General features: G+C 43.0%; 18 protein-coding genes and 2 pseudogenes. 1 reads left to right on the top strand and 19 read right to left on the bottom strand.

Annotated features, from left to right (window positions below; genetic code table 11):
* Positions 1-14: 14 nt before the first annotated feature.
* Positions 15-929, bottom strand: coding sequence for an N-acetylmuramic acid 6-phosphate etherase (gene murQ / locus G519_RS0105050; RefSeq protein WP_029193760.1), 915 nt, complete (start codon positions 927-929; stop codon positions 15-17).
* Positions 930-1105: 176 nt separating this feature from the next.
* Positions 1106-1972 carry a MurR/RpiR family transcriptional regulator gene (locus G519_RS0105045; protein ID WP_029193759.1) on the bottom strand — a complete coding sequence of 289 codons (867 nt, stop codon included), beginning with the start codon at positions 1970-1972 and terminating at the stop codon, positions 1106-1108.
* Between the two features lie 102 nt (positions 1973-2074).
* Here G519_RS0105045 and G519_RS48730 point away from each other — a divergent pair, with 102 nt between their 5' ends.
* Positions 2075-2224 (top strand): family 4 glycosyl hydrolase, encoded by a 150-nt coding sequence (locus G519_RS48730; protein WP_409371989.1) that lies wholly within the window; start codon positions 2075-2077, stop codon positions 2222-2224.
* A 188-nt stretch (positions 2225-2412) separates the two neighbouring features.
* Here the strand turns inward: G519_RS48730 and G519_RS0105040 are convergent, their stop codons facing one another.
* The 17 genes and pseudogenes from G519_RS0105040 to G519_RS0104970 form a co-directional block, all read right to left on the bottom strand.
* Positions 2413-3618 carry an ATP-binding protein gene (locus G519_RS0105040; RefSeq protein WP_029193758.1) on the bottom strand — a complete coding sequence of 402 codons (1206 nt, stop codon included), beginning with the start codon at positions 3616-3618 and terminating at the stop codon, positions 2413-2415.
* 145 nt (positions 3619-3763) lie between these two features.
* Positions 3764-4483 (bottom strand): ThuA domain-containing protein, encoded by a 720-nt coding sequence (locus G519_RS0105035; protein WP_029193757.1) that lies wholly within the window; start codon positions 4481-4483, stop codon positions 3764-3766.
* 32 nt (positions 4484-4515) lie between these two features.
* Positions 4516-5574, bottom strand: a complete 1059-nt coding sequence (locus G519_RS0105030; RefSeq protein ID WP_029193756.1) for a Gfo/Idh/MocA family protein — start codon at positions 5572-5574, stop codon at positions 4516-4518.
* 32 nt (positions 5575-5606) lie between these two features.
* The gene (locus G519_RS0105025) at positions 5607-6635 is read right to left on the bottom strand and encodes a LacI family DNA-binding transcriptional regulator (protein ID WP_029193755.1); all 1029 of its coding nucleotides are present in this window, start codon (positions 6633-6635) and stop codon (positions 5607-5609) included.
* 34 nt (positions 6636-6669) lie between these two features.
* Positions 6670-7224: an HAD family hydrolase gene (locus tag G519_RS0105020; RefSeq protein ID WP_029193754.1), complete on the bottom strand. Its 555-nt coding sequence runs from the start codon at positions 7222-7224 to the stop codon at positions 6670-6672.
* The gene (locus G519_RS0105015; protein ID WP_029193753.1) at positions 7217-8233 is read right to left on the bottom strand and encodes an ABC transporter ATP-binding protein; all 1017 of its coding nucleotides are present in this window, start codon (positions 8231-8233) and stop codon (positions 7217-7219) included. Before G519_RS0105015 ends, G519_RS0105020 begins: the two co-directional genes overlap by 8 nt.
* Before the next feature lie 2 nt (positions 8234-8235).
* A complete protein-coding gene (locus G519_RS41765) occupies positions 8236-9279 on the bottom strand; it encodes an ABC transporter ATP-binding protein (RefSeq protein ID WP_036632067.1) in 1044 nt (347 codons plus the stop codon).
* 29 nt (positions 9280-9308) lie between these two features.
* Positions 9309-10454, bottom strand: a complete 1146-nt coding sequence (locus tag G519_RS0105005) for an ABC transporter permease (RefSeq protein WP_051253069.1) — start codon at positions 10452-10454, stop codon at positions 9309-9311.
* A 3-nt stretch (positions 10455-10457) separates the two neighbouring features.
* Complete coding sequence (locus G519_RS0105000) at positions 10458-11456, bottom strand: ABC transporter permease (RefSeq protein ID WP_029193751.1); 999 nt, start codon at positions 11454-11456, stop codon at positions 10458-10460.
* 90 nt (positions 11457-11546) lie between these two features.
* Positions 11547-13511 (bottom strand): ABC transporter substrate-binding protein, encoded by a 1965-nt coding sequence (locus tag G519_RS41760; protein ID WP_244280016.1) that lies wholly within the window; start codon positions 13509-13511, stop codon positions 11547-11549.
* 414 nt (positions 13512-13925) lie between these two features.
* Entirely contained in the window at positions 13926-14630 is a 705-nt protein-coding gene (locus G519_RS0104990) for an ABC transporter ATP-binding protein (RefSeq protein WP_029193749.1), read from the bottom strand.
* Positions 14614-14796: an ABC transporter ATP-binding protein C-terminal domain-containing protein gene (locus tag G519_RS53465; protein WP_409371988.1), complete on the bottom strand. Its 183-nt coding sequence runs from the start codon at positions 14794-14796 to the stop codon at positions 14614-14616. Before G519_RS53465 ends, G519_RS0104990 begins: the two co-directional genes overlap by 17 nt.
* Positions 14797-14891: 95 nt before the next feature.
* A pseudogene (locus tag G519_RS41755) lies at positions 14892-15426 on the bottom strand (ABC transporter ATP-binding protein); the annotation flags it as partial.
* Entirely contained in the window at positions 15419-16360 is a 942-nt protein-coding gene (locus tag G519_RS0104980; protein ID WP_029193748.1) for a branched-chain amino acid ABC transporter permease, read from the bottom strand. The gene G519_RS0104980 and the pseudogene G519_RS41755, both read right to left, overlap by 8 nt.
* Positions 16361-16370: 10 nt before the next feature.
* A pseudogene (locus G519_RS52895) lies at positions 16371-16762 on the bottom strand (ABC transporter permease subunit).
* Positions 16763-16772: 10 nt separating this feature from the next.
* Entirely contained in the window at positions 16773-17249 is a 477-nt protein-coding gene (locus tag G519_RS52890) for a branched-chain amino acid ABC transporter permease (RefSeq protein WP_244937250.1), read from the bottom strand.
* Between the two features lie 28 nt (positions 17250-17277).
* On the bottom strand, positions 17278-18429 hold the full coding sequence (locus G519_RS0104970) for an ABC transporter substrate-binding protein (protein WP_029193747.1): 1152 nt from the start codon (positions 18427-18429) through the stop codon (positions 17278-17280).
* Between the last annotated feature and the right edge of the window lie 29 nt (positions 18430-18458).

Here is an 18458-nt window from a genome sequence, read left to right as displayed (position 1 = left end):
TGATATTGAGTTAATTACACAACTTTGCTAAAAGTACGTATGGCTGTTTTCAAACGGCCGTCGCATTGCTTCAATGCTTGTTCTGCCTCCGCTGCGTCCAAACCAGTTTTTATCATCATAATGGCTAGCTTACAATTCATGGAAGCGCTTTCCAAATGGGTAATAGCGCACTCTTCATCTACCCCTGTTGCTGCCCTAATGATACGAACCGAGCGATCATACAATTTGATATTACTTGCTTTCATGTCTACCATGAGGTTGTTATAAGTCTTTCCTAGCTTCACCATCGTACAGGTCGTCAGCATGTTAAGAACCAGCTTCTGTGCTGTCCCCGCTTTCAATCGGGTAGATCCCATAATCGCTTCCGGCCCAACCACTGGCGCAATACACACATCACAGACAGGCTCTAATTTCGAATTTTTGTTATTCACTACGCCGATCGTTGCTGCACCAATGTCCTTTGCTTTTTGCAAACTGGCAATGACGAATTGTGCGCTTCCACTGGCCGTAATTCCAATAACAGCATCCTTGTCAGTCACACCGCACCGTTCAATGAGTGCGATCCCCTCCTCCGCGTTATCTTCAAAACCTTCAATTGCTGTTCTTAGTGCCCCATCGCCACCGGCGATATGACCTTGCACCAGCATGGGGTCAATACCAAAGGTAGGAGGACATTCAGAAGCGTCGAGTACACCGAGTCTGCCAGAAGATCCAGCCCCTACGTAGAACATTCTGCCGCCATTTTTCAGAACATGATGCAAAATATCAACCGCTTTCATAATCTGCGGTATTTCTGCTCCCACTGCAGCGGGAACTTCAGCATCCTGCTCATTCATTAAACGCAGCATTTGTTCCGTTGTACATTCATCCATCATCTGTGTTTTCTCGTTAATCTCTTCCGTAGTCAACCCCGAGAGATACTCATCCATAGCCATCCTCCTATCCTGTTTGATTCAATTTCTATTTTCATACTAACGAAAAATTTCACGACCGTCAATAGTTTTTGAAATTTTATTTCTTTTCACAATAAACATTTGATTTTTTATTTCATTTAACAACAAAAAAAGACAACGGCTTTATCTGGCAAAGGCGTTGTCTTTATCTTTTATTTGCGATGTTTGCTGCTGGCAATAATATCGTGCGTTTTAGCTAAATATTTCTTCACTTTCTTGTATTCCGCACTAGCTACGCCAGCAAAAAGAATATCAATGACCGTCAGCATAGCAATTCGCGATCCCATGGCACCGCTTCTGATAGTTACCTCTGGTGTCGAGATGCTCAGAACGATGTTCGCCTGATCTGCTAACTCGCTTTTATTATATTTGGTAATGGCAATAATGCACGCGCCATTCTTCTTGGCTATTTCTAGTGCATCTAGAATTTCTATCGTACTGCCTGAATTTGAAATAAAGATGGCCACATCACTTTTATCCAGCATGGTAGCTGCCGTAAGCTGGCTGTGCCCGTCCGTGTAGGTATGGCACATCTTGTTGATCCGCGAAAATTTCTGCTCCGCATCGATACCGACCAGACCGGAAGCACCAATTCCGAAAAAAGCAATACGGTTGCTTTCTCGCAGAACCTTTACAGCACGGGCTATTTCATTTTTATCGATGACACTAAGGGTATCTTCTATAGATTTACTATTATTGCGAGAAATATTAGAGATAATGACGGATAGATCATCCCCTGGTTGTATATCGGTGTACTGGTTCTTCTCATCATCATCCATAGATCCAATTGAGGCTGAGATACTTACAATAAAGTTCCGGTATCCTTTATACCCCATCGTTTTACAGAAACGAAGCACGGATGCGTCACTGGTCTTCGTCAGCCCGGCAAGACTCTTAATCGAAAGATGCGGGATTTCTTCTAAATTCTCCAAAATGTAATCAGCCACCAACTTCTCTACAGGAGTTAGGCTGTCTTTCATATCACGAATCTTTATCAAAATATTATCATTAATTGACATATATATTTCCTGTTCACCCTATTTTCTCTGAGCTAAAATTTTAATCTCATCATACGTTATAATTGCTCAAAAAAACAAGATTAATATCTAAAATTGTAAACAATTTACCTACACCCAGAACTGATCGAAGGAATGATTAAGCGAAAAGACGTATTACCAATAGATGAACTAGTACTTATGGATATTGATGCAAGAAAGCTGGAAATTGTGGGCAAACTATGTGAACGCATGATACAGGCAGCGATTCTCTGAATATTCTAGATAACACAGCCAGACAACTGGCTTACTCCACGGTTGGCTGTATGCACAATCTGGATTTTGGTCAGGAAGTCGATATCATTCTGGCTGAGAGTCATTTAGGCCGTAGAACAAGACGATCGTTAATCATGAAATATCAGAATTTCCGAAATAAAGGATCTACGTTCCGCGCCCATCGTATCTCATAAAGCCTCCAACAAACGTTGTCGCTCATTCGCTCCCATCGCTAAGTGAATAAGGTGAGCCACCAATTTTTTCTGTTCTGGATTTAATCGGGCAAAGACTTTTGGCTCAAGTTGACACATTTCCCTGATGACAGATTCCAGCTCTTGTTTTCTGGTAGTGTCCTCAGGATCGTCTTTAAAAATTGGAAATGCCTTGGATTCCGCAAACTCTTCAATCACATGATCCGCGAATAAACCTAAATAAGGCTTCCTTTTTTGCTTTATAAACGTGTTGATTTCTTCAATTAAAAATTGAAATGCTTCGCTTCTTCTGCTTGCTCCAAAAGATAACTCCAATTGTCCGCCATTGTCTTCACTATCAAAGTCAAAATGATCAAACCCCTTACTTTGAATATAAACACTATGATAGAATGAATCACCTTTGTTATTAAAAGTTGTCGGCTGCTTATGCTTCTCTTCTAAATGTGAATCGAGAAAGTAAAGTTTGGAATATTCATGATTGATTCGGTCTTTCCAACGAACATATTTGATTGTAAACTCCGTTTGTGTAGGCTCATGAACGATTTTAAAACATTCTTTTTCGGCTATCACACACGAGTAGTCTAAGGAAACGCCATCTATTTTAACATCGAAATGTTTCTCAGCATGAAGTTCTAGGAACCACCCAAATTCCTTACATAAAAAAGTCAACAAATCCTCATAGACAAAATCTTTCATGATATTATGAAAAGTTACCGTCGTTCCTGATTCTTCATCTGTTAGGATGTTATTCGTCACCTCATAGGTATCCAAATTTTTCGAATGAATACGAATGGTATACGTATTTTTAAGAAGGCCGTCCACATAGGTCGTAGTCCATGCTGCATCAGAAGCAAAGTGATGGAAGGTTAATCGACCGATTCCATTTTTTCCATGCATAGCCGAAGTCGTTCTGGCTCGCTTTTCAGGATCAATTTGCTTCTCAGACTCGAAAAATGGCGTAAACTTCCGTTCTAACTCTTTCCTATTTATGCCATAACCGTTATCCGCAATGACAATTTGATCTATGCCGCCTAGCACATTTTTATGAAGCTTTATATCTACAACAGTAGCTTTTGCATCAAATCCATTCCAAATATATTCAGAAATAGCTTGCAAATAATCAAACTTACGAAGAGTTTTTTCGATACCTTTTGAGGATATTTCTATCTTGCTTTTGCCCAAAACGATCAACCCCTTCAATGAGTAATTACGCCAATACCTACAAATCTATCATATTCCAAATCTATCATTCCGTATGTCGATTCATGCTTGCCAGGTGCAAATCTTTTTCGACAAAAAAACGACACCTCAAAGGTGTCGCTTTACATTACTTTTTAATTTCCTCCAGTGGAGAATGATGTCCGTAGAACGTTTTTACTCTTATAACCGGGGCTGTCCATTTAACCGCATTGGCGATCACGCGCTGAACATCTTTGTTGTGATAGGTAGGATAAGTCTCATGTCCTGGACGGAAATAGAAAATTCGGCCTTGACCCCGACGGTAAGTGCAGCCGCTGCGGAACACCTCGCCCCCCTCAAACCAACTGACGAAGATTAATTCATCAGGCACGGGAATATCAAAATGCTCTCCGTACATCTCCTCTTCCGCCAAATCGATAAAGGGACCAATTCCTTCTACGATTGGATGTGATGGATCAACAACCCAAAGCCGCTCTTTCTCGTCCGCTTCTCTCCAAAGCAGGTCGCAGGATGTCCCCATTAGCTTGCGGAACATCTTGGAATGATGGCCTGAATGCAGGACGACCAGCCCCATCCCCTTATGTACCCGGTCACAAATACGATCGACGACATCATCCTGAAAGCCCTTGTGATCGACGTGCCCCCAATAAATGAGAACATCGGTAGCATCCAGCTTTTCTTGGGTTAGTCCGTGCTCAGGCTCATTAAAGGTTGCAAAGCTAATCTCAAATCCATCCTGCCTGATACCATCAGCAATGGCTCCATGCATCCCTTTGGGATATATCCTGGCTACCTCTTCTTTTCTTTGCTCTTGCAGAAATTCATTCCATATCGTTACTTTAATCATACAACTCACTCCTTTTCTAACAATGAATGCAGTTATATGCTTCTCATTACTCCGTCTTTTGCTGAATCTATGATCGCTTGCAGCACTTGTTGATTACGGTATCCGTCTATGATTGTAGGGAGTAATTGCGAGTTAGCTTGTTCCAAATAATCCACAAAATCCTGCAGCATGGGCTTCATCGTTTTCTCGTCCAAATGAATGACTTTTTCTGTTAGCTCCAGCTTTTCGCCTTCTCTAACCGTCAAATGAACTTCATTCGGTTGTTCGACCGAAATCCTGACGGTGCCTAGATCGCCAAACAACGTAACCTGAAATTGATTTTTCGTTCCAATGGCATTTTTATGGGTATAAAAGGTGCCCATGACCCCGCCTCCAAGCACACACTGGAATCCGGTAAAGTCATCCACGTCTACTTCAACGAGCTGATTTGTCCGCGGATCCGTTCGGTGATCGATAAACGTGCTCATCATACCGGCTACTTGCGTAAATTCTCCTACAAAAAAGCGTGCCGCATCCACCATATGAGAGCCTATATCCGCTAATATACCTGACCCTGCCATCTCTTTATTAAACCGCCAGGTGTACTCCTTGTTAAACATAGGCGCGTTTTCCTCTTGCAAGTAGTGGGCGGCAATATGCCGAATACGCCCTAAAGTCCCTTGTTCTACAAGCTGTTTAACGTATTGAAAGCAAGGTCTGTAGCGGTAGGAAAATCCAATCATGCAGGGTATCGGATTTTTTTCATACAAGCGTAATAATTCATCTGCTTCTTCCATCGTTCGTGTGAAAGGTTTTTCAGAAAATATCGGTTTACCGCATTCTATCGCATATTTTAAGATGTCATAATGGAATTTATTCGAGACACCGGATATGATAAAATCAACGTCGGTATCAGCTATAATCGCTTTATAATCGCTATAGCGCTTCTCAGCCGATAAGTTCAATCGATCACCGACCTCTTGAACCGCCTTCGTATTCACATCACAAATGGCTGCAACTCTCGTATTCGCAATTCTCGAAAGATGGTTCATATGATAATCGCCAATTCCTCCAAGACCAATAATGCCTACGTTCCATATGTCTTTGTTCATCCTGCTGCCCTCCCGATATTGTCTTCAACTACTTATCCAATCGTCAGACAAGAATTTCTTTCTATAATTTTGCTTTCAATAATCATATTTTCCGAGAAATCCCCTTGCAGAACGCCTAATTGGTGCATTAACAATCGGACAGATTGAGCTCCTAATTCCGAAGGCTGCAAATCCATGCTCGTCAAAGACGGGTTCGATTGAACCATCATAGAGAGATCTCCGCATATGACAAACAAAGATACATCTTCTGGTACACTGAGATTCAAATCCTTGAGTGCATTAAGGACACTGAATGCCGTGCGGTCATCATCTGCAATAATCGCGGTCACTTTCTTCTTCTGGTTACCAAGGATTTCAATTGTCTCTGCATAGCCATAGTCCATGTATTCACTAGTATTTAGGGCAGGCTTATGATGAATCATGTGATCTTCCACATCAAGTTGATGATCTTTCATCGCCTTGATAAAGCCTGCTTTTCTATCGATGGACACGGTCATAAGCTCATTTGCATTTAAAAACATAATGTCTTTATGACCCTTGTTGATCAAATATTTGCATATGCTGTCAATAATCTTGTGATTGTCGTTATCCACGCTGAAAGATTTATGAATATTGGTATTCATGACTCTGCCGACAGTAACAAAGGGGATTTGTTCACCATGCATGAGGTTGATACGGTCATCATCGGTCGTTGGGCTCATCACAACAGCACCATCAATCGGATAACTCGACAGGAATGGTGTTTTCACCTTTTGCACAGGAATCATATCAAGCAGAACCCTGTATCCATAATAGGAAGCTTCCAAAATAACGCCATTGATGAACTGCGTATGAAATGCGCTAAAAAAGAAGCTGCCATGCGGGATTGTCAATCCGATCGCCATGGTTTTCTTCGTAGCCAAGCTTCGCGCAATATGATTAGGCACATAATTTAATTGTCTGGAGACCGTCATGACTCTCTCTTTTACTTCATCGCTTGTGGGTCTTTTTTGGCTAAAAACATTCGACACTGTCCCTTTAGAGACTTTCGCTAATTTTGCTACTTCATCAATTTTAGCCATATATAATCAAACATCCCTTCAGAAAACCATCCATTTATCCTAATTCTTCATTGAGTTTTTCTACTAAGTCAATTAATTCCAGCGGATGGTTGATCGTATAATCAGGTATTTCACTTTCGTCTGCGTGTAACTTCGGGTATCTAGGAGTCCAGCTCAAGAAGATACTCGTAATTCCCATTGCATTAGCCCCTTTAACATCGCGGCTTAGGTTGTTGCCCACCATGACAATACGGGAGCAATCCTGCTCGCTGAGATCCAACGCTCCAATCGCAGCTTTAAACATACGAGGACTTGGTTTAGAAGCTTTAATCGTCTCTGAATAAATCATCGTGGTGAAATAATCATACAATCCATTTTGCGTTAAAATATTTTTGAACGATTGCGCCCTACCGTCGGCTACGATGGCCATTATATATCCACGTTCGGCAAGTGTCTTCACCATTATATCGGCCCCTGGAATCACATTGGCCCTAATGACAATATCATGGTCATCTCTAATTTCGGTTCCTTCATCAATGATCGTATCTCCGCAGTCCAGAAAAACTATAAGCTTCTTTGCATTAGGATCAATCGTTGTCGTATCACTCATGTATTACACCTCTTAAGTTTAATTGATTCGCATAGTGGCATGCAGCATAATGATTTTCGCCGACGGCTTGCAGCTCCGGTTCTTGCTGCGTACATTTATCGGTCTTATACGTACACCTTGGATGAAAGTGACATCCGCTTGGAGGATTAGCTGGATTAGGAACTTCTCCTTCGAGAATAATTCGATCCTTCTTATAATTCGGGTCTGGCTCAGGTACAGCCGACAATAGCGCCTCCGTATAGGGATGCTTGGGATGATCAAATAACGAATCCACCGGCGCCAATTCTACAATTTTCCCTAAGTGCATAACCGCTACTCTGTCGGATATGTTTTGAACGATGGATAAATCATGAGAGATGAAAATATAAGTGATCTGCAGCTGCTCTTGCAGGTCCTTCAGCAGATTAATGATTTGTGCTTTAATTGACACGTCCAGCGCCGAAACAGCTTCATCACATACAATTAGTCTCGGTTGAGAAATAAGTGATCTCGCAATAGCGATACGTTGTCTTTGCCCTCCGGAAAAGGCATGCGGATATCGTTTGAGATAACTGACATTTAATCCGGTCTTCTCTGCGATTTGGGTAACTTTGTCATCCAATTGTGATTTCGTCAGCTTAAAGTTGGCGAGCAGCGGCTCAGCTATAATATCGTATACGCTCATTCTCGGACTCAGTGATGAATAGGGATCCTGAAAAATCATCTGAATATCTTTTCTATATTTCTTGAATTCTTTGCCTCGCAGCCCTAAAAAATCAACTTGCTCTTCACCTTCAGGTTGATAGATTACTTGGCCTGATGTCGCATCCATCCCTCTAACAATACAGCGGCCTAATGTCGTTTTGCCACAGCCTGATTCGCCGACAATGCTTAGGGTTTCCCCTTCCAATAGCTCAAAAGAGACGTTGTTCAAAACACGAATGGATGAAGGCTTGCTAAACAGCTTATTTTTGGATTTTACTTGAAAATCCTTATTTAGATGATTTACTTTCAGTATAGGTTTAGACATCCTTATTCTCCTTCACCCTTATCCTTATAAAGAAAACATCTAACCATATGGCTATCAGATATTCGAGTTTTCGGCACGGTCTGTTTATTGCATACACCATCAATCCGATCCTTACACCGTTCGTAAAATCCGCACATTGGAGGCATATTGAATGCCATCGGAACTGTTCCTTCGATCGATTCTAGACGTGTATGTCTATTTCCGCCTAGTCTTGGCATCGATTTGAGCAGACCCTTCGTATACGGGTGTTTAGGATTATTGAAAATTTCTTCTACTGTCGATTGCTCAACAATTTTCCCTAGATACATGACGGCCACTTCGTCGCACATTTCTGCTATGATCCCAAGATCATGCGTCACGAGCAGAATGGCCATTCCAAATTCCTGTTGGAGTCCCTTCATAAGCTCTAACACTTGTGCTTGAATGGTTACATCCAGCGCAGTCGTAGGCTCATCGGCAATTAACAATTCTGGATTGCAGGACAAGGCCATTGAGATCATCGCGCGCTGGCGCATGCCGCCGGAAAACTCATGCGGGAATTGGTCGAACCGCTTCTCTTGATCGGAAATACCAACTTTACCGAGCATTTCTAGCGCTATCTTCTTGGCTTCTTTTTTATTTTTGGTGCGGTGGATTAAAATAGATTCCATGATCTGATTCCCGATCGTATACATCGGTGAAAATGCCGTCATGGGTTCTTGAAATATCATAGCGATTTTGCGCCCGCGAATCGATCGAATCTGTTTACCACGCGAATCTAGAGATAGCAAATCCAAATCGTTTAGCGCCTTCTCAGAAGTGGAGTGATAAACAATCTTCCCTGAGGTTTCACACTCTTTGGGATTAATACTGATGATCGCTCGACTGGTCAGGCTTTTTCCGCATCCGGATTCGCCAACTAGACCTAATGTTTTTCCTTTTTTTATCTCAAAATCAACACCATCTACCGCTTTCATTTCCCCATTATCCATTTGAATTCGAATTTTGAGGTCTTGAACGGAAAGCAGGGGTTGTTCGGATTGTGAAACAGAAGCTTGAGATGTCATAATATCTCCTCGCCTTACGCTAATATGGATTATTTCTTGTATGGATCAGCAGCATCGCGCAATCCGTCGCCTAGAAAGTTAAAGGTTAATACGGTAACGATGACAAATCCTAAGGGAATTAGTTTCCATGGATACAAAGCAACATTCTCGATCTGTTGAGCTTCCTGAAGCAAAACACCCCAGCTGGTAGCAGGAGAGCGTATACCGAGTCCAAGAAAACTCATGGCCGTCTCGCCGAGAATCATACCGGGTATGGCTAATGTTGTTGCCACTACCAAGTAGCTGATAAAACCAGGCAAAAGATGTTTAATAATGATTTTAGCATCGCTAACGCCGGCTATTTTGGCCGCTAGAACGTATTCTTCATTTTTCAACGAAATAAACTTTCCTCTTGCTACCCTAGCTAGCTCCGTCCAACCAATAAAGGCGAAGATAATGACGATATAGATATACATGGTTACTACGGGCACACGCGGTGGTATGGCTGCCGATAGTGCCATCCATAGTGGCAGCGTCGGAAATGAACGAATAATTTCAATGAACCGCTGAATGACTGAATCGATCCATCCTCCGAAATATCCTGATACACCGCCGATAAACAAACCTAAGACAAAGCTAATCGTTACGCCAATGAGAGGGATACTTAATGAAATTTGACTTCCCATCACAATACGCGATAATAAGTCCCTGCCCATCCCGTCCGTACCGAAAATAAATACACGACCAGGCTGATCCACTCCAAATAGATGTCTATTCGTTGGAATCAAACCAAGAAATTTATAGCTTTCACCCTTGACGAAAAAGCGGATCGAGTGGCGAACCTTCTCATCCGGAACAAACACTTTACGAAGTGTAACCGGGTCTCTGGCAGACTTTAGGTCATATACAAACGGTCTAAATTGAAATTTGCCCTCGGCATCTATGAAGCTCACTTTAGCTGGAGGCGCATTCACATATTTACTGTCGTAGCTCTCCAACCCGTAAGGCGCTATAAACTGAGCAAAGAGGGCGGCTATGTAAAAACAGGCTAGAATCACTAAGCTGATACGGGCTAATTTATGCTTCTTTAATCTGTGATACATAAGACGCCATTGTGAGCTGTAAAAGACATCGCTATTTTTCTTCGGCTTGATCGCGTTTATTTTCTGTTTCCCTGCTATCGGAATTGTTTTCATTGGTTACGTACCTCTGAACTCTGTGCGAATTTTTGGATCGAGCCATGCCAATAAAATGTCCGAAATCAATGTCCCTATAACCGTTAACACAGCCATAAACAATAACCAGGTACCTGCCAAATACATATCCTGAGCTAGTAATGCGTTATACATAACGGGGCCTTGAATGGGTAAATTCAATACGATCGCCGTAATTGTAGAACCTGTGAAAATGGAGGTTAGTGACCATCCAATGGTACTAACGATTGGATTCATAGCGGCACGCGTCGGATACTTAAGCAAAATTTTCGTTTCCGATAAGCCCTTTGATCTTGCGGTCACCACATTCGGCTTATTCAATTCGTCCAGCATTTGGCCTCTCATGACTCGAATCAGCTCTGCCGTGTTTGCCAAACCAATCACAATAACAGGGATAATCATATGCTTCAGTAAATCAAGAATCTTGTCCATCGACCATCCTGCATTGACGAATTCATTGGAAAATAGACCAAGCAGAGGATCGCCAAAATATACATAAGAGAGGTACATTAAAATAATAGCCATCAAGAAATGAGGGGTAGCCATGCCAAGAAAGCCTATTGCTGAAAAAATATAATCACCAATCGAATATTGTCTTACCGCACAGTAAATACCGATGGGGATTGCTACCGCATAGGTAAAGGCCATCGTTACCAGAGAAACGATGATCGTTAACCCCATGTATTGCGATATGACGGCCATAACTGGTTTGTTATAACTGAAGGAATACCCGAAGTCGAAATTAAAAATAATATTTTTCATCCACGCTAGGTATTGCATAAACCATGGTTGATCCAATCTTAAGCTTGCTCTCATTTCATCCATATCTTGTTGCGTCATGACATCGCCTGCCACAGACATCTTAGCCGCATAAGTCGATACATAGTCACCGGGCGGCAGTTGAATGATGTAGAAGACGATCATTGATATAAAAATAACGACGGGAATTACCAGAATGATTCTTCTTACAATATATTGGAGCATCTCTATCCAATCCTCTCAACTCAATTCGAAGATGCTGTTAAAGACAATAAGGGGAAAGTTAAGTTCCCCCTTATTGGTTACAGGTTTAACTTAGGGTTTAATATAAAATTGCGAAGGATGACCATGCCCTAAGCTGCGGAATTCATCCGAGAAAACCAAATCTTTCGGTATGTTACCCATTTTATTTGAAGCGACAACCAGCGTTGGAGTTGGACCGGCATAACCAATAATCCATTGATTCTTTTGATGAAGCTTAATGATCTCATTTCCCCATTTATTAATTTCCTCTTTACTTGTAGATGATTTCACTTTGTTCCAGTAGTCCAGAATTAAGGCTACATCACCTTCTGGTTTGACGCCTTCTTTGCCATTGGATGAAGTAAACAATCCGTAATGTCCGAACCAAGGAGTCAGCACTCTCAGAGGAACAAGCGTATCAGGCCGGAAGGCTACATTGACTAATGAAATATTTTCAGTTGTCGCTGGAATCTTATTCGAGTACTTGAGTTCTTGCTGAGTTCCTGCATCCACAACCTTAACGTCCATCTTAATCCCTACTGCTTGATAATACTTTTTAACTAATTCTAGAAAAGTTGCTGAGTTCGTGCTGCCTTCAATAAACGTTATCGTTAAATCCGAGCCGTCTGCATTCAAACGGAAATTATTTTTATCCCGTTTCGTCAAACCTAACTCATCCAATAATTGATTGGCACGATTCACATCGAATTTGCTCCACTGGTCCGACCAGCCTTTTTGGAAACCAACTAAGCCCTCCGGAACCGATGCTTGCACAGGAGCACCTAAACCATTCGTAACGATCTCGGAAATTTCTTTACGATCAACGGCAACAGACAGTGCTTCTCTAAATTTAATATCCTGAAACAGCTTGCGCAGGTTAGGGTCTGGCGTGGTCTGATTGAGTTGAATACCGGCACTTGACCAAGTTGGCGTGGTCCAAGGCATCACCCGGAACCCTGCTTTCTTCTCATTTTCTTTCAATACGGTGAAATCTTTAAAATCAAAGGTAAGAAGATTATAATCTCCCGCTAGTGAACCAAGAACTCTTTGAGCGGGGTCTTGAACTTTGGTAGCGACAATGCGGTCCATATAGGGTAGTTGATTGCCTTCGCTATCCACTTTCCAATAGTAGGGATTTCGTTCCATAATAAATTGATCACTATTCGGATCGTTTTTAGCGACCCAAGCTCTTAAAGTCGGGATTTGTGGGTTTACCCAATAATAATAGCCCGTTGCTACCAAGAAAGATTTGACGTCTTCAAAGCCCCATTTTTTAGCAATTTCAAGTGCTTTATCTTGGCCTACAAACTCAGGCAGTATCGTTTTTTGGAAATGTGCCGGTGCAAAGAACCATTTGTTGTCAATGGCAACGCGCTCCAGGAACATCACACTTGGAAACTTATGTACGACTTTAAAGCTGTAATCATCTATTTTCGTAACTTTAGCTAAAGCTTTTTCCCCTGTCACCGGATCGACGGAGTAATAAGCGTCATATATTTTTTTGCCGAAGGTTTCTTTGGTGAGCATGTGCTCCCAGTAGAACAGGACATCATCGGCTGTGAATGGCATACCGTCTGACCACTTCATGCCCTTCCTTAAATAAATGGTGAATTCAGTGGAATCTTTATTCACCTCAAAACCTTTGGCCACATTAGGTTCAACAGCGCTTCCATCCTTGTTAAAACGGAAAAGCGCCTCCTCTGTAGGTTGACCGACCGTCCAACGATCATTAGGTCCGGTCCAAGGCATCTTCCAATCGCCGCCATATTTACCGATCTCATCGGTTACTTTTTCGACCATGATATCTTCCTTAACCGGCATACGTTCAATCACAGGTTTCAACGTGCCTGCACCGACGAGCTTAGTTAACATCGGGGCCTCTTTGAAGCCGTCAGCTTTTACTGGTGCAGATGCAACAGGAGCTTTCGTTGCCTGAACGGCTGAACTTGGCTTTGGATCACCTTCACTCTCACATGCTGTAAAAACAACGGCAAAGATCAACATCATCCCTACAAAAAACAACTTATTCTTGTTCAAACCTATCCCCTCCATGATTATACTGGTACTTCAATCTTCTTCATCAAGCTCTGAAAATTGTTTCCCTTCACCTCCTAGGTAGATTATGCATTAAACCGGTTTAATACAGATAAATGAGCAGTATGTAGGTCGTAAATCAAGTTAAGTATATATGGAGTTAAACCGGTTTAATTGAATTTACAAAAAAATTGCAGGCGCTTAATAAGCTATAAGTTAGAGGGGACATAATCCATCCTCTTTAAACCGGTTTAATGCAGGAACAGCACGTGTGTAAGCGCTTTATCTTTTGTAATATCGTACATCGAATTTAAGTCTATTGCAATACTTTTTTTGGAAGAAATTAGGGTTTGATAAAAGGCCAACCGAGTAATAATCGGTTGACCTTTGCTACTTGCGCTATTTTCAGTAAAAAGATTAATGACCAAGGTACGCCTTTTTGACGTTGTCCTGCGTTCGTAAATTGTGTGCGGTATCGTGAAACCTGATTTCCCCATGCTCCATCACATACCCGCGATCAGCCACAGATAAAGCCATGGAGGCATTTTGCTCGATCAATAGCGTCGTTAATCCTTGCTTCTTGATGATGCGAATCGTCTCGAAAATATCTTTGACCACAATCGGTGCCAAACCCATGGACGGCTCGTCTAAAATAAGCAGCTTAGGCTTCGCCATTAGCGCACGACCGATGGCAAGCATTTGCTGCTCGCCCCCGCTCATCGTACCAGCAAATTGACTTTTTCGTTCAGCTAGCCGCGGGAATAATCCAAATACGAAATCGATGTCTTGCGTAAGTTCTGCCTTCGATGCTTTTCGTGAATAAGCTCCCATTAGCAGATTGTCAACTACGGAAAGCTTAGGAAATATTTTTCTTCCTTCGGGGACCATAACAATCCCATTCTTCACAATGTCATGAGTAGACATGCCATTTATTTCTTTGCCGTTGTATTGAATGGACCCCTGGGAAGAAATGGTTCCGCAAATCGCATTAACCGTCGTCGATTTGCCCGCTCCGTTCGACCCGATTAATGTGACAACTTCACCGGCACCAACCTGAAGAGAAAGCCCGCGAACCGCATGAATGCTTCCGTAAGAGACGTTAAGATCACGAATTTGCAGCAATGGGCTTCACCTCCTCGTCAATCTCGCCAGTCTCGTTGGTCTCGTCCGTTTTTCCGATATACGCTTCGATGACTTTCGGATGTGCGATGACCTGCTCCGGTTTGCCGTCCGCAATTTTCTCGCCATGATCCAGCACGACAAGCCGATCGCACAGTCCAACCACCATTCCGACGTTATGCTCGATAAGAATGACCGTCGTTCCATTGTTTCTGATTTTCCGTACTAGATCGTCGACTTCCTTGGTTTCCTTTGCGTTCATTCCAGCCGTAGGTTCATCGAGCAGCAGCAGCTTAGGATCCGCAACTAGAGCTCGGGCGATTTCTACTCGCCGTTGATTGCCGTAAGATAAGCTCCCCGCCAGCTCCTGCTCGAATCCATTCAAACCTACAAGCTCAATAGCCTTATGGCTCAATTCTGCCACCTGCTCTTCTTCAACTCTGGAAGCGCGCATGCCGAGAATGGCGGACCAAAGACCGGATTTGGTTCGGCCGAACATGCCGACTTTCACATTTTCTAACACAGTTTCATCCTTCAGCAGGCGTATATTTTGAAACGTTCTGGACATTCCGCTCTTCGCGATGCGAAACGGCGCAAGCCCTTGAATCGGCTTGTTCTCAAAATCAATCGTGCCTTCGTCTGCCTTATAAATGCCTGTCAATATATTGAAGAACGTCGTCTTCCCAGCTCCATTCGGGCCGATAAGACCAACAATCTCTCCTTGCTTTACCTCGAAATCAACCCCCTGGACAGCCGTGAGTCCTCCGAAACGTTTCGTGATTCCTTTTACTTTAAGCATCATTGTCACCGTCCTTTGGCATTCCCGCTTTGTGCGGCTGCAAGGACTTAAGTTTGGATCCCATCTTGCCGAAAATCCCTTTCGGATAACGTACCACGAATACCATCAACAGCCCGTAAATGATCATTTTGTACATATCCAAATACTTCATATCGATAAAATCAAGCTTGAACAAACGGAACATTTCAGGAAGTAAATACAAGAGACTGACACCGAATAACGTACCGCGAATGCTCCCCAAGCCACCGATTACTACCATGCTGAGCACAGTTGCCGAGACGGAAAATCCGAAGGAATCCGCACCGATAAAGGACACTTTATGAGCGAACAATGCTCCTGCAGCACCAGCGTAAGCCCCGCCAATTGCGAACACAAGCACTTTATAGTAAGTCGTGTTAATTCCCATCGCCTTCGCAACGGTTTCATCTTCCCGAATAACCATCCACGCTCTGCCGATACGGGAGCTGGTCATTTTTTTCAGAACATAGATGCCGACAGCCATGACAACGAGTACAAGCAGTAGATACCCTGTGTTATCCAGTTTCCAGCCGAACAAGGAAGGCGAGGGAATGGAATCAATCCCATAGGCACCTCCGGTAATTTCGGAGTTTTTGAAGAACGATTGAATAATCAATCCGAGCCCAAGCGTCGTAATGGCCAGAAAATCTTCCCTTACCCGCAGACTAGGCAGCCCCAATACAGCACTGAATACGAACGTGATTACAACCGCTAATATCATCGAAACCCACGTATCCAGCCCACCTTTCACCGATAAAATGGCAGAAGCATAAGCTCCGATTCCGAAGAATGCAGCGTGCCCGAGCGATACTTGACCCGCGTAGCCCGTAATCAAATTGAGTCCCAATCCTAATAATATATAGATGACTAGAAAAACGATGATATCAACGTAATAAGGATTCAATAGACTGTCCATAAACGATCACCTATACCTTCTCGATGTTTTTGCCAAAGAGTCCAGATGGTTTTAACAGAAGGATAAGGATTAAAATGATAAACGCAATCGCATCTTTATCTACAACCATCCCTGTCATAAAGCCGTCGCTTAGCGATTCTACAAGTCCCAGGATGAGACCGCCGATAATGGTTCCCGGTATGGAACCGAGACCGCCCAATACGACGACGCAGAATGCTTTCAAGCCGGGTATCGAGCCCATCGTCGGATACATCGATTGAAGTTCAAAGCGACCAGTATCCCTGCAGCGGCAGCGAGTGCCGATCCGAGCAAAAAGGTAACAGCCACAACACGGTTGACGTTTACTCCCATCAAAGAAGCTGCGCGCAAATCCTGGGATGTCGCTTGAATCGCCAGACCCATTTTCGTAAATTTAAGAATACAGAGAACTTAGTCCGACAATACCGGCAGCAATAATGATAAGTTTCATATTCGTAATCGTAATCGACGGTGTCAGTTGAATGATGGAAATTTCGATTCCCGTCTCTGGGAATGCTTTTGTGTCCGATGAGAACATCACTTGAAAAATATTCTCCAACACGATGGCTATGCCGATGCCGCTGATTAAAGTAGTGATCGGATGTGCCCCCCGCAAAGGGCGGTAAGCATATTTTTCGATGAGGATGCCTATCACGCCTGATACAACCATGGCGAACAGAAACGCGACTAGAAAGTGCATGTGCAGATACGTCATACCGACCATGGCTGAGAAAGCTCCGACCATATATATCGTACCGTGGGCAAAATGAAGCAGCTTAAGAACCCCATATACCATCGTGAGTCCAACCGCAATCAATATATAAATGAATCCGATGGAGATGCCGTTAATCAACTGCTGTATAAATACCAATGGGATCCATCCTTTCAACTGCTGATTGTTAGTTATAAGTTTTAGATTTGACGAACTGGAACTTCCCGTCCTTAACTGTCATGAAAATAACAGGTTTAATGACTTCGTGATCTTTGCCGAACGTAATTTTCCCCGACGTACCTTCCAAGTCTTTCGTATCATTGATAGCTTGCTTTAATTTTTCCTTATCGGTCCCGACTTTTTGCATCCCCTCTAAAATAACCATTGCAGCATCATAGCTCTGCGAGGAAAGCATGTCCGGAATATCCTTAAATTTATCCTGCCATTGATTGACGAATATTTTCACTACAGACCGGCTGTCGGAAGCATAAAATGAAGTTGTGAAAGTCGAACCTTCTGTATTGGTTTTTCCCAGCTCCAAATATTTCGGTGAATCGAAACCATCGACGCCAAGCAGTTGAGCGCTAATTCCCGCTTCTTTCGCTTGCTTCACGATAGCCGCTGCTTCATTGTAATAACCAACTACGTACAAGCCATCCGGATTGGCTGCTTTGACCGCGGTCAGGATCGAGCTGAAATCTTTATCCCCCATCTTAAACGGACGTTCAATGCCAATATTCGCACCCAGCTTGCCAGCCTCTTCCTTAAATGCAGTAAAAATCGATTTCCCATAGTCAATATCAACGTAGAGTACGGCGATGTTCTTTTTCTTCAAATCGTTGACAGCATAATCGGCCATTGCTTTTCCTTGCAGTGGACCTGTATAGATGACGCGATTCACGTAATCGCCGCCTTTGGTCGCATCTGGATGCACGGCGTAAGCAATCACCATTGGAACTTTGAGTTCCTGGATTTTTGTGGCAATCGTTTTCGTCGGTCCACTGTAAGCGCCTCCAACAATGGCAACAACTTTATCGTTATTGATTAGCTTTTGAACACCTTTTAACGCTTCTTCAGGTTTTCCTTGATCGTCTTCCGCTATCAACTCAACCTTCTTGCCTTGGATACCCCCTGCTTTATTGTACTGCTCAATCGCCATTATCGCTGCATCTCTGCTATGTGTCCCGTCCGTCGCTGTCGGCCCCGTTAATGGACCGATCCAACCCAATTTGATCGTATCGCCGGCCTTATTCGCTGAGTCACTAGACTTTGCTGCGCAACCCGAAACCATTAGAGATACAGTAATTACACCTGCTGCAATCATCGAGAACTTTTTCAATTTATTACCCCCTATTTGATTTATGAGTT

Source organism: Paenibacillus alginolyticus DSM 5050 = NBRC 15375 (assembly GCF_000422905.1).
Taxonomy (GTDB): Bacteria; Bacillota; Bacilli; order Paenibacillales; family NBRC-103111; genus Paenibacillus_E; species Paenibacillus_E alginolyticus.
Note: the sequence above shows the minus strand (reverse complement) of the source record. Positions and strands in the feature narration are given on the sequence as shown.

What these genes read in the sequence shown, in the direction of transcription:
- murQ (WP_029193760.1), bottom strand. Translation starts at nt 929, where the DNA reads ATGGATGAGTATCTCTCGGGGTTGACTACGGAAGAGATTAACGAGAAA.
- G519_RS0105045 (WP_029193759.1), bottom strand. Translation starts at nt 1,972, where the DNA reads ATGTCAATTAATGATAATATTTTGATAAAGATTCGTGATATGAAAGAC.
- G519_RS0105035 (WP_029193757.1), bottom strand. Translation starts at nt 4,483, where the DNA reads ATGATTAAAGTAACGATATGGAATGAATTTCTGCAAGAGCAAAGAAAA.
- G519_RS0105030 (WP_029193756.1), bottom strand. Translation starts at nt 5,574, where the DNA reads ATGAACAAAGACATATGGAACGTAGGCATTATTGGTCTTGGAGGAATT.
- G519_RS0105025 (WP_029193755.1), bottom strand. Translation starts at nt 6,635, where the DNA reads ATGGCTAAAATTGATGAAGTAGCAAAATTAGCGAAAGTCTCTAAAGGG.
- G519_RS0105020 (WP_029193754.1), bottom strand. Translation starts at nt 7,224, where the DNA reads ATGAGTGATACGACAACGATTGATCCTAATGCAAAGAAGCTTATAGTT.
- G519_RS0105015 (WP_029193753.1), bottom strand. Translation starts at nt 8,233, where the DNA reads ATGTCTAAACCTATACTGAAAGTAAATCATCTAAATAAGGATTTTCAA.
- G519_RS41765 (WP_036632067.1), bottom strand. Translation starts at nt 9,279, where the DNA reads ATGACATCTCAAGCTTCTGTTTCACAATCCGAACAACCCCTGCTTTCC.
- G519_RS0105005 (WP_051253069.1), bottom strand. Translation starts at nt 10,454, where the DNA reads ATGAAAACAATTCCGATAGCAGGGAAACAGAAAATAAACGCGATCAAG.
- G519_RS0105000 (WP_029193751.1), bottom strand. Translation starts at nt 11,456, where the DNA reads ATGCTCCAATATATTGTAAGAAGAATCATTCTGGTAATTCCCGTCGTT.
- G519_RS53465 (WP_409371988.1), bottom strand. Translation starts at nt 14,796, where the DNA reads ATGGTGGTTGGACTGTGCGATCGGCTTGTCGTGCTGGATCATGGCGAG.
- G519_RS0104980 (WP_029193748.1), bottom strand. Translation starts at nt 16,360, where the DNA reads ATGGACAGTCTATTGAATCCTTATTACGTTGATATCATCGTTTTTCTA.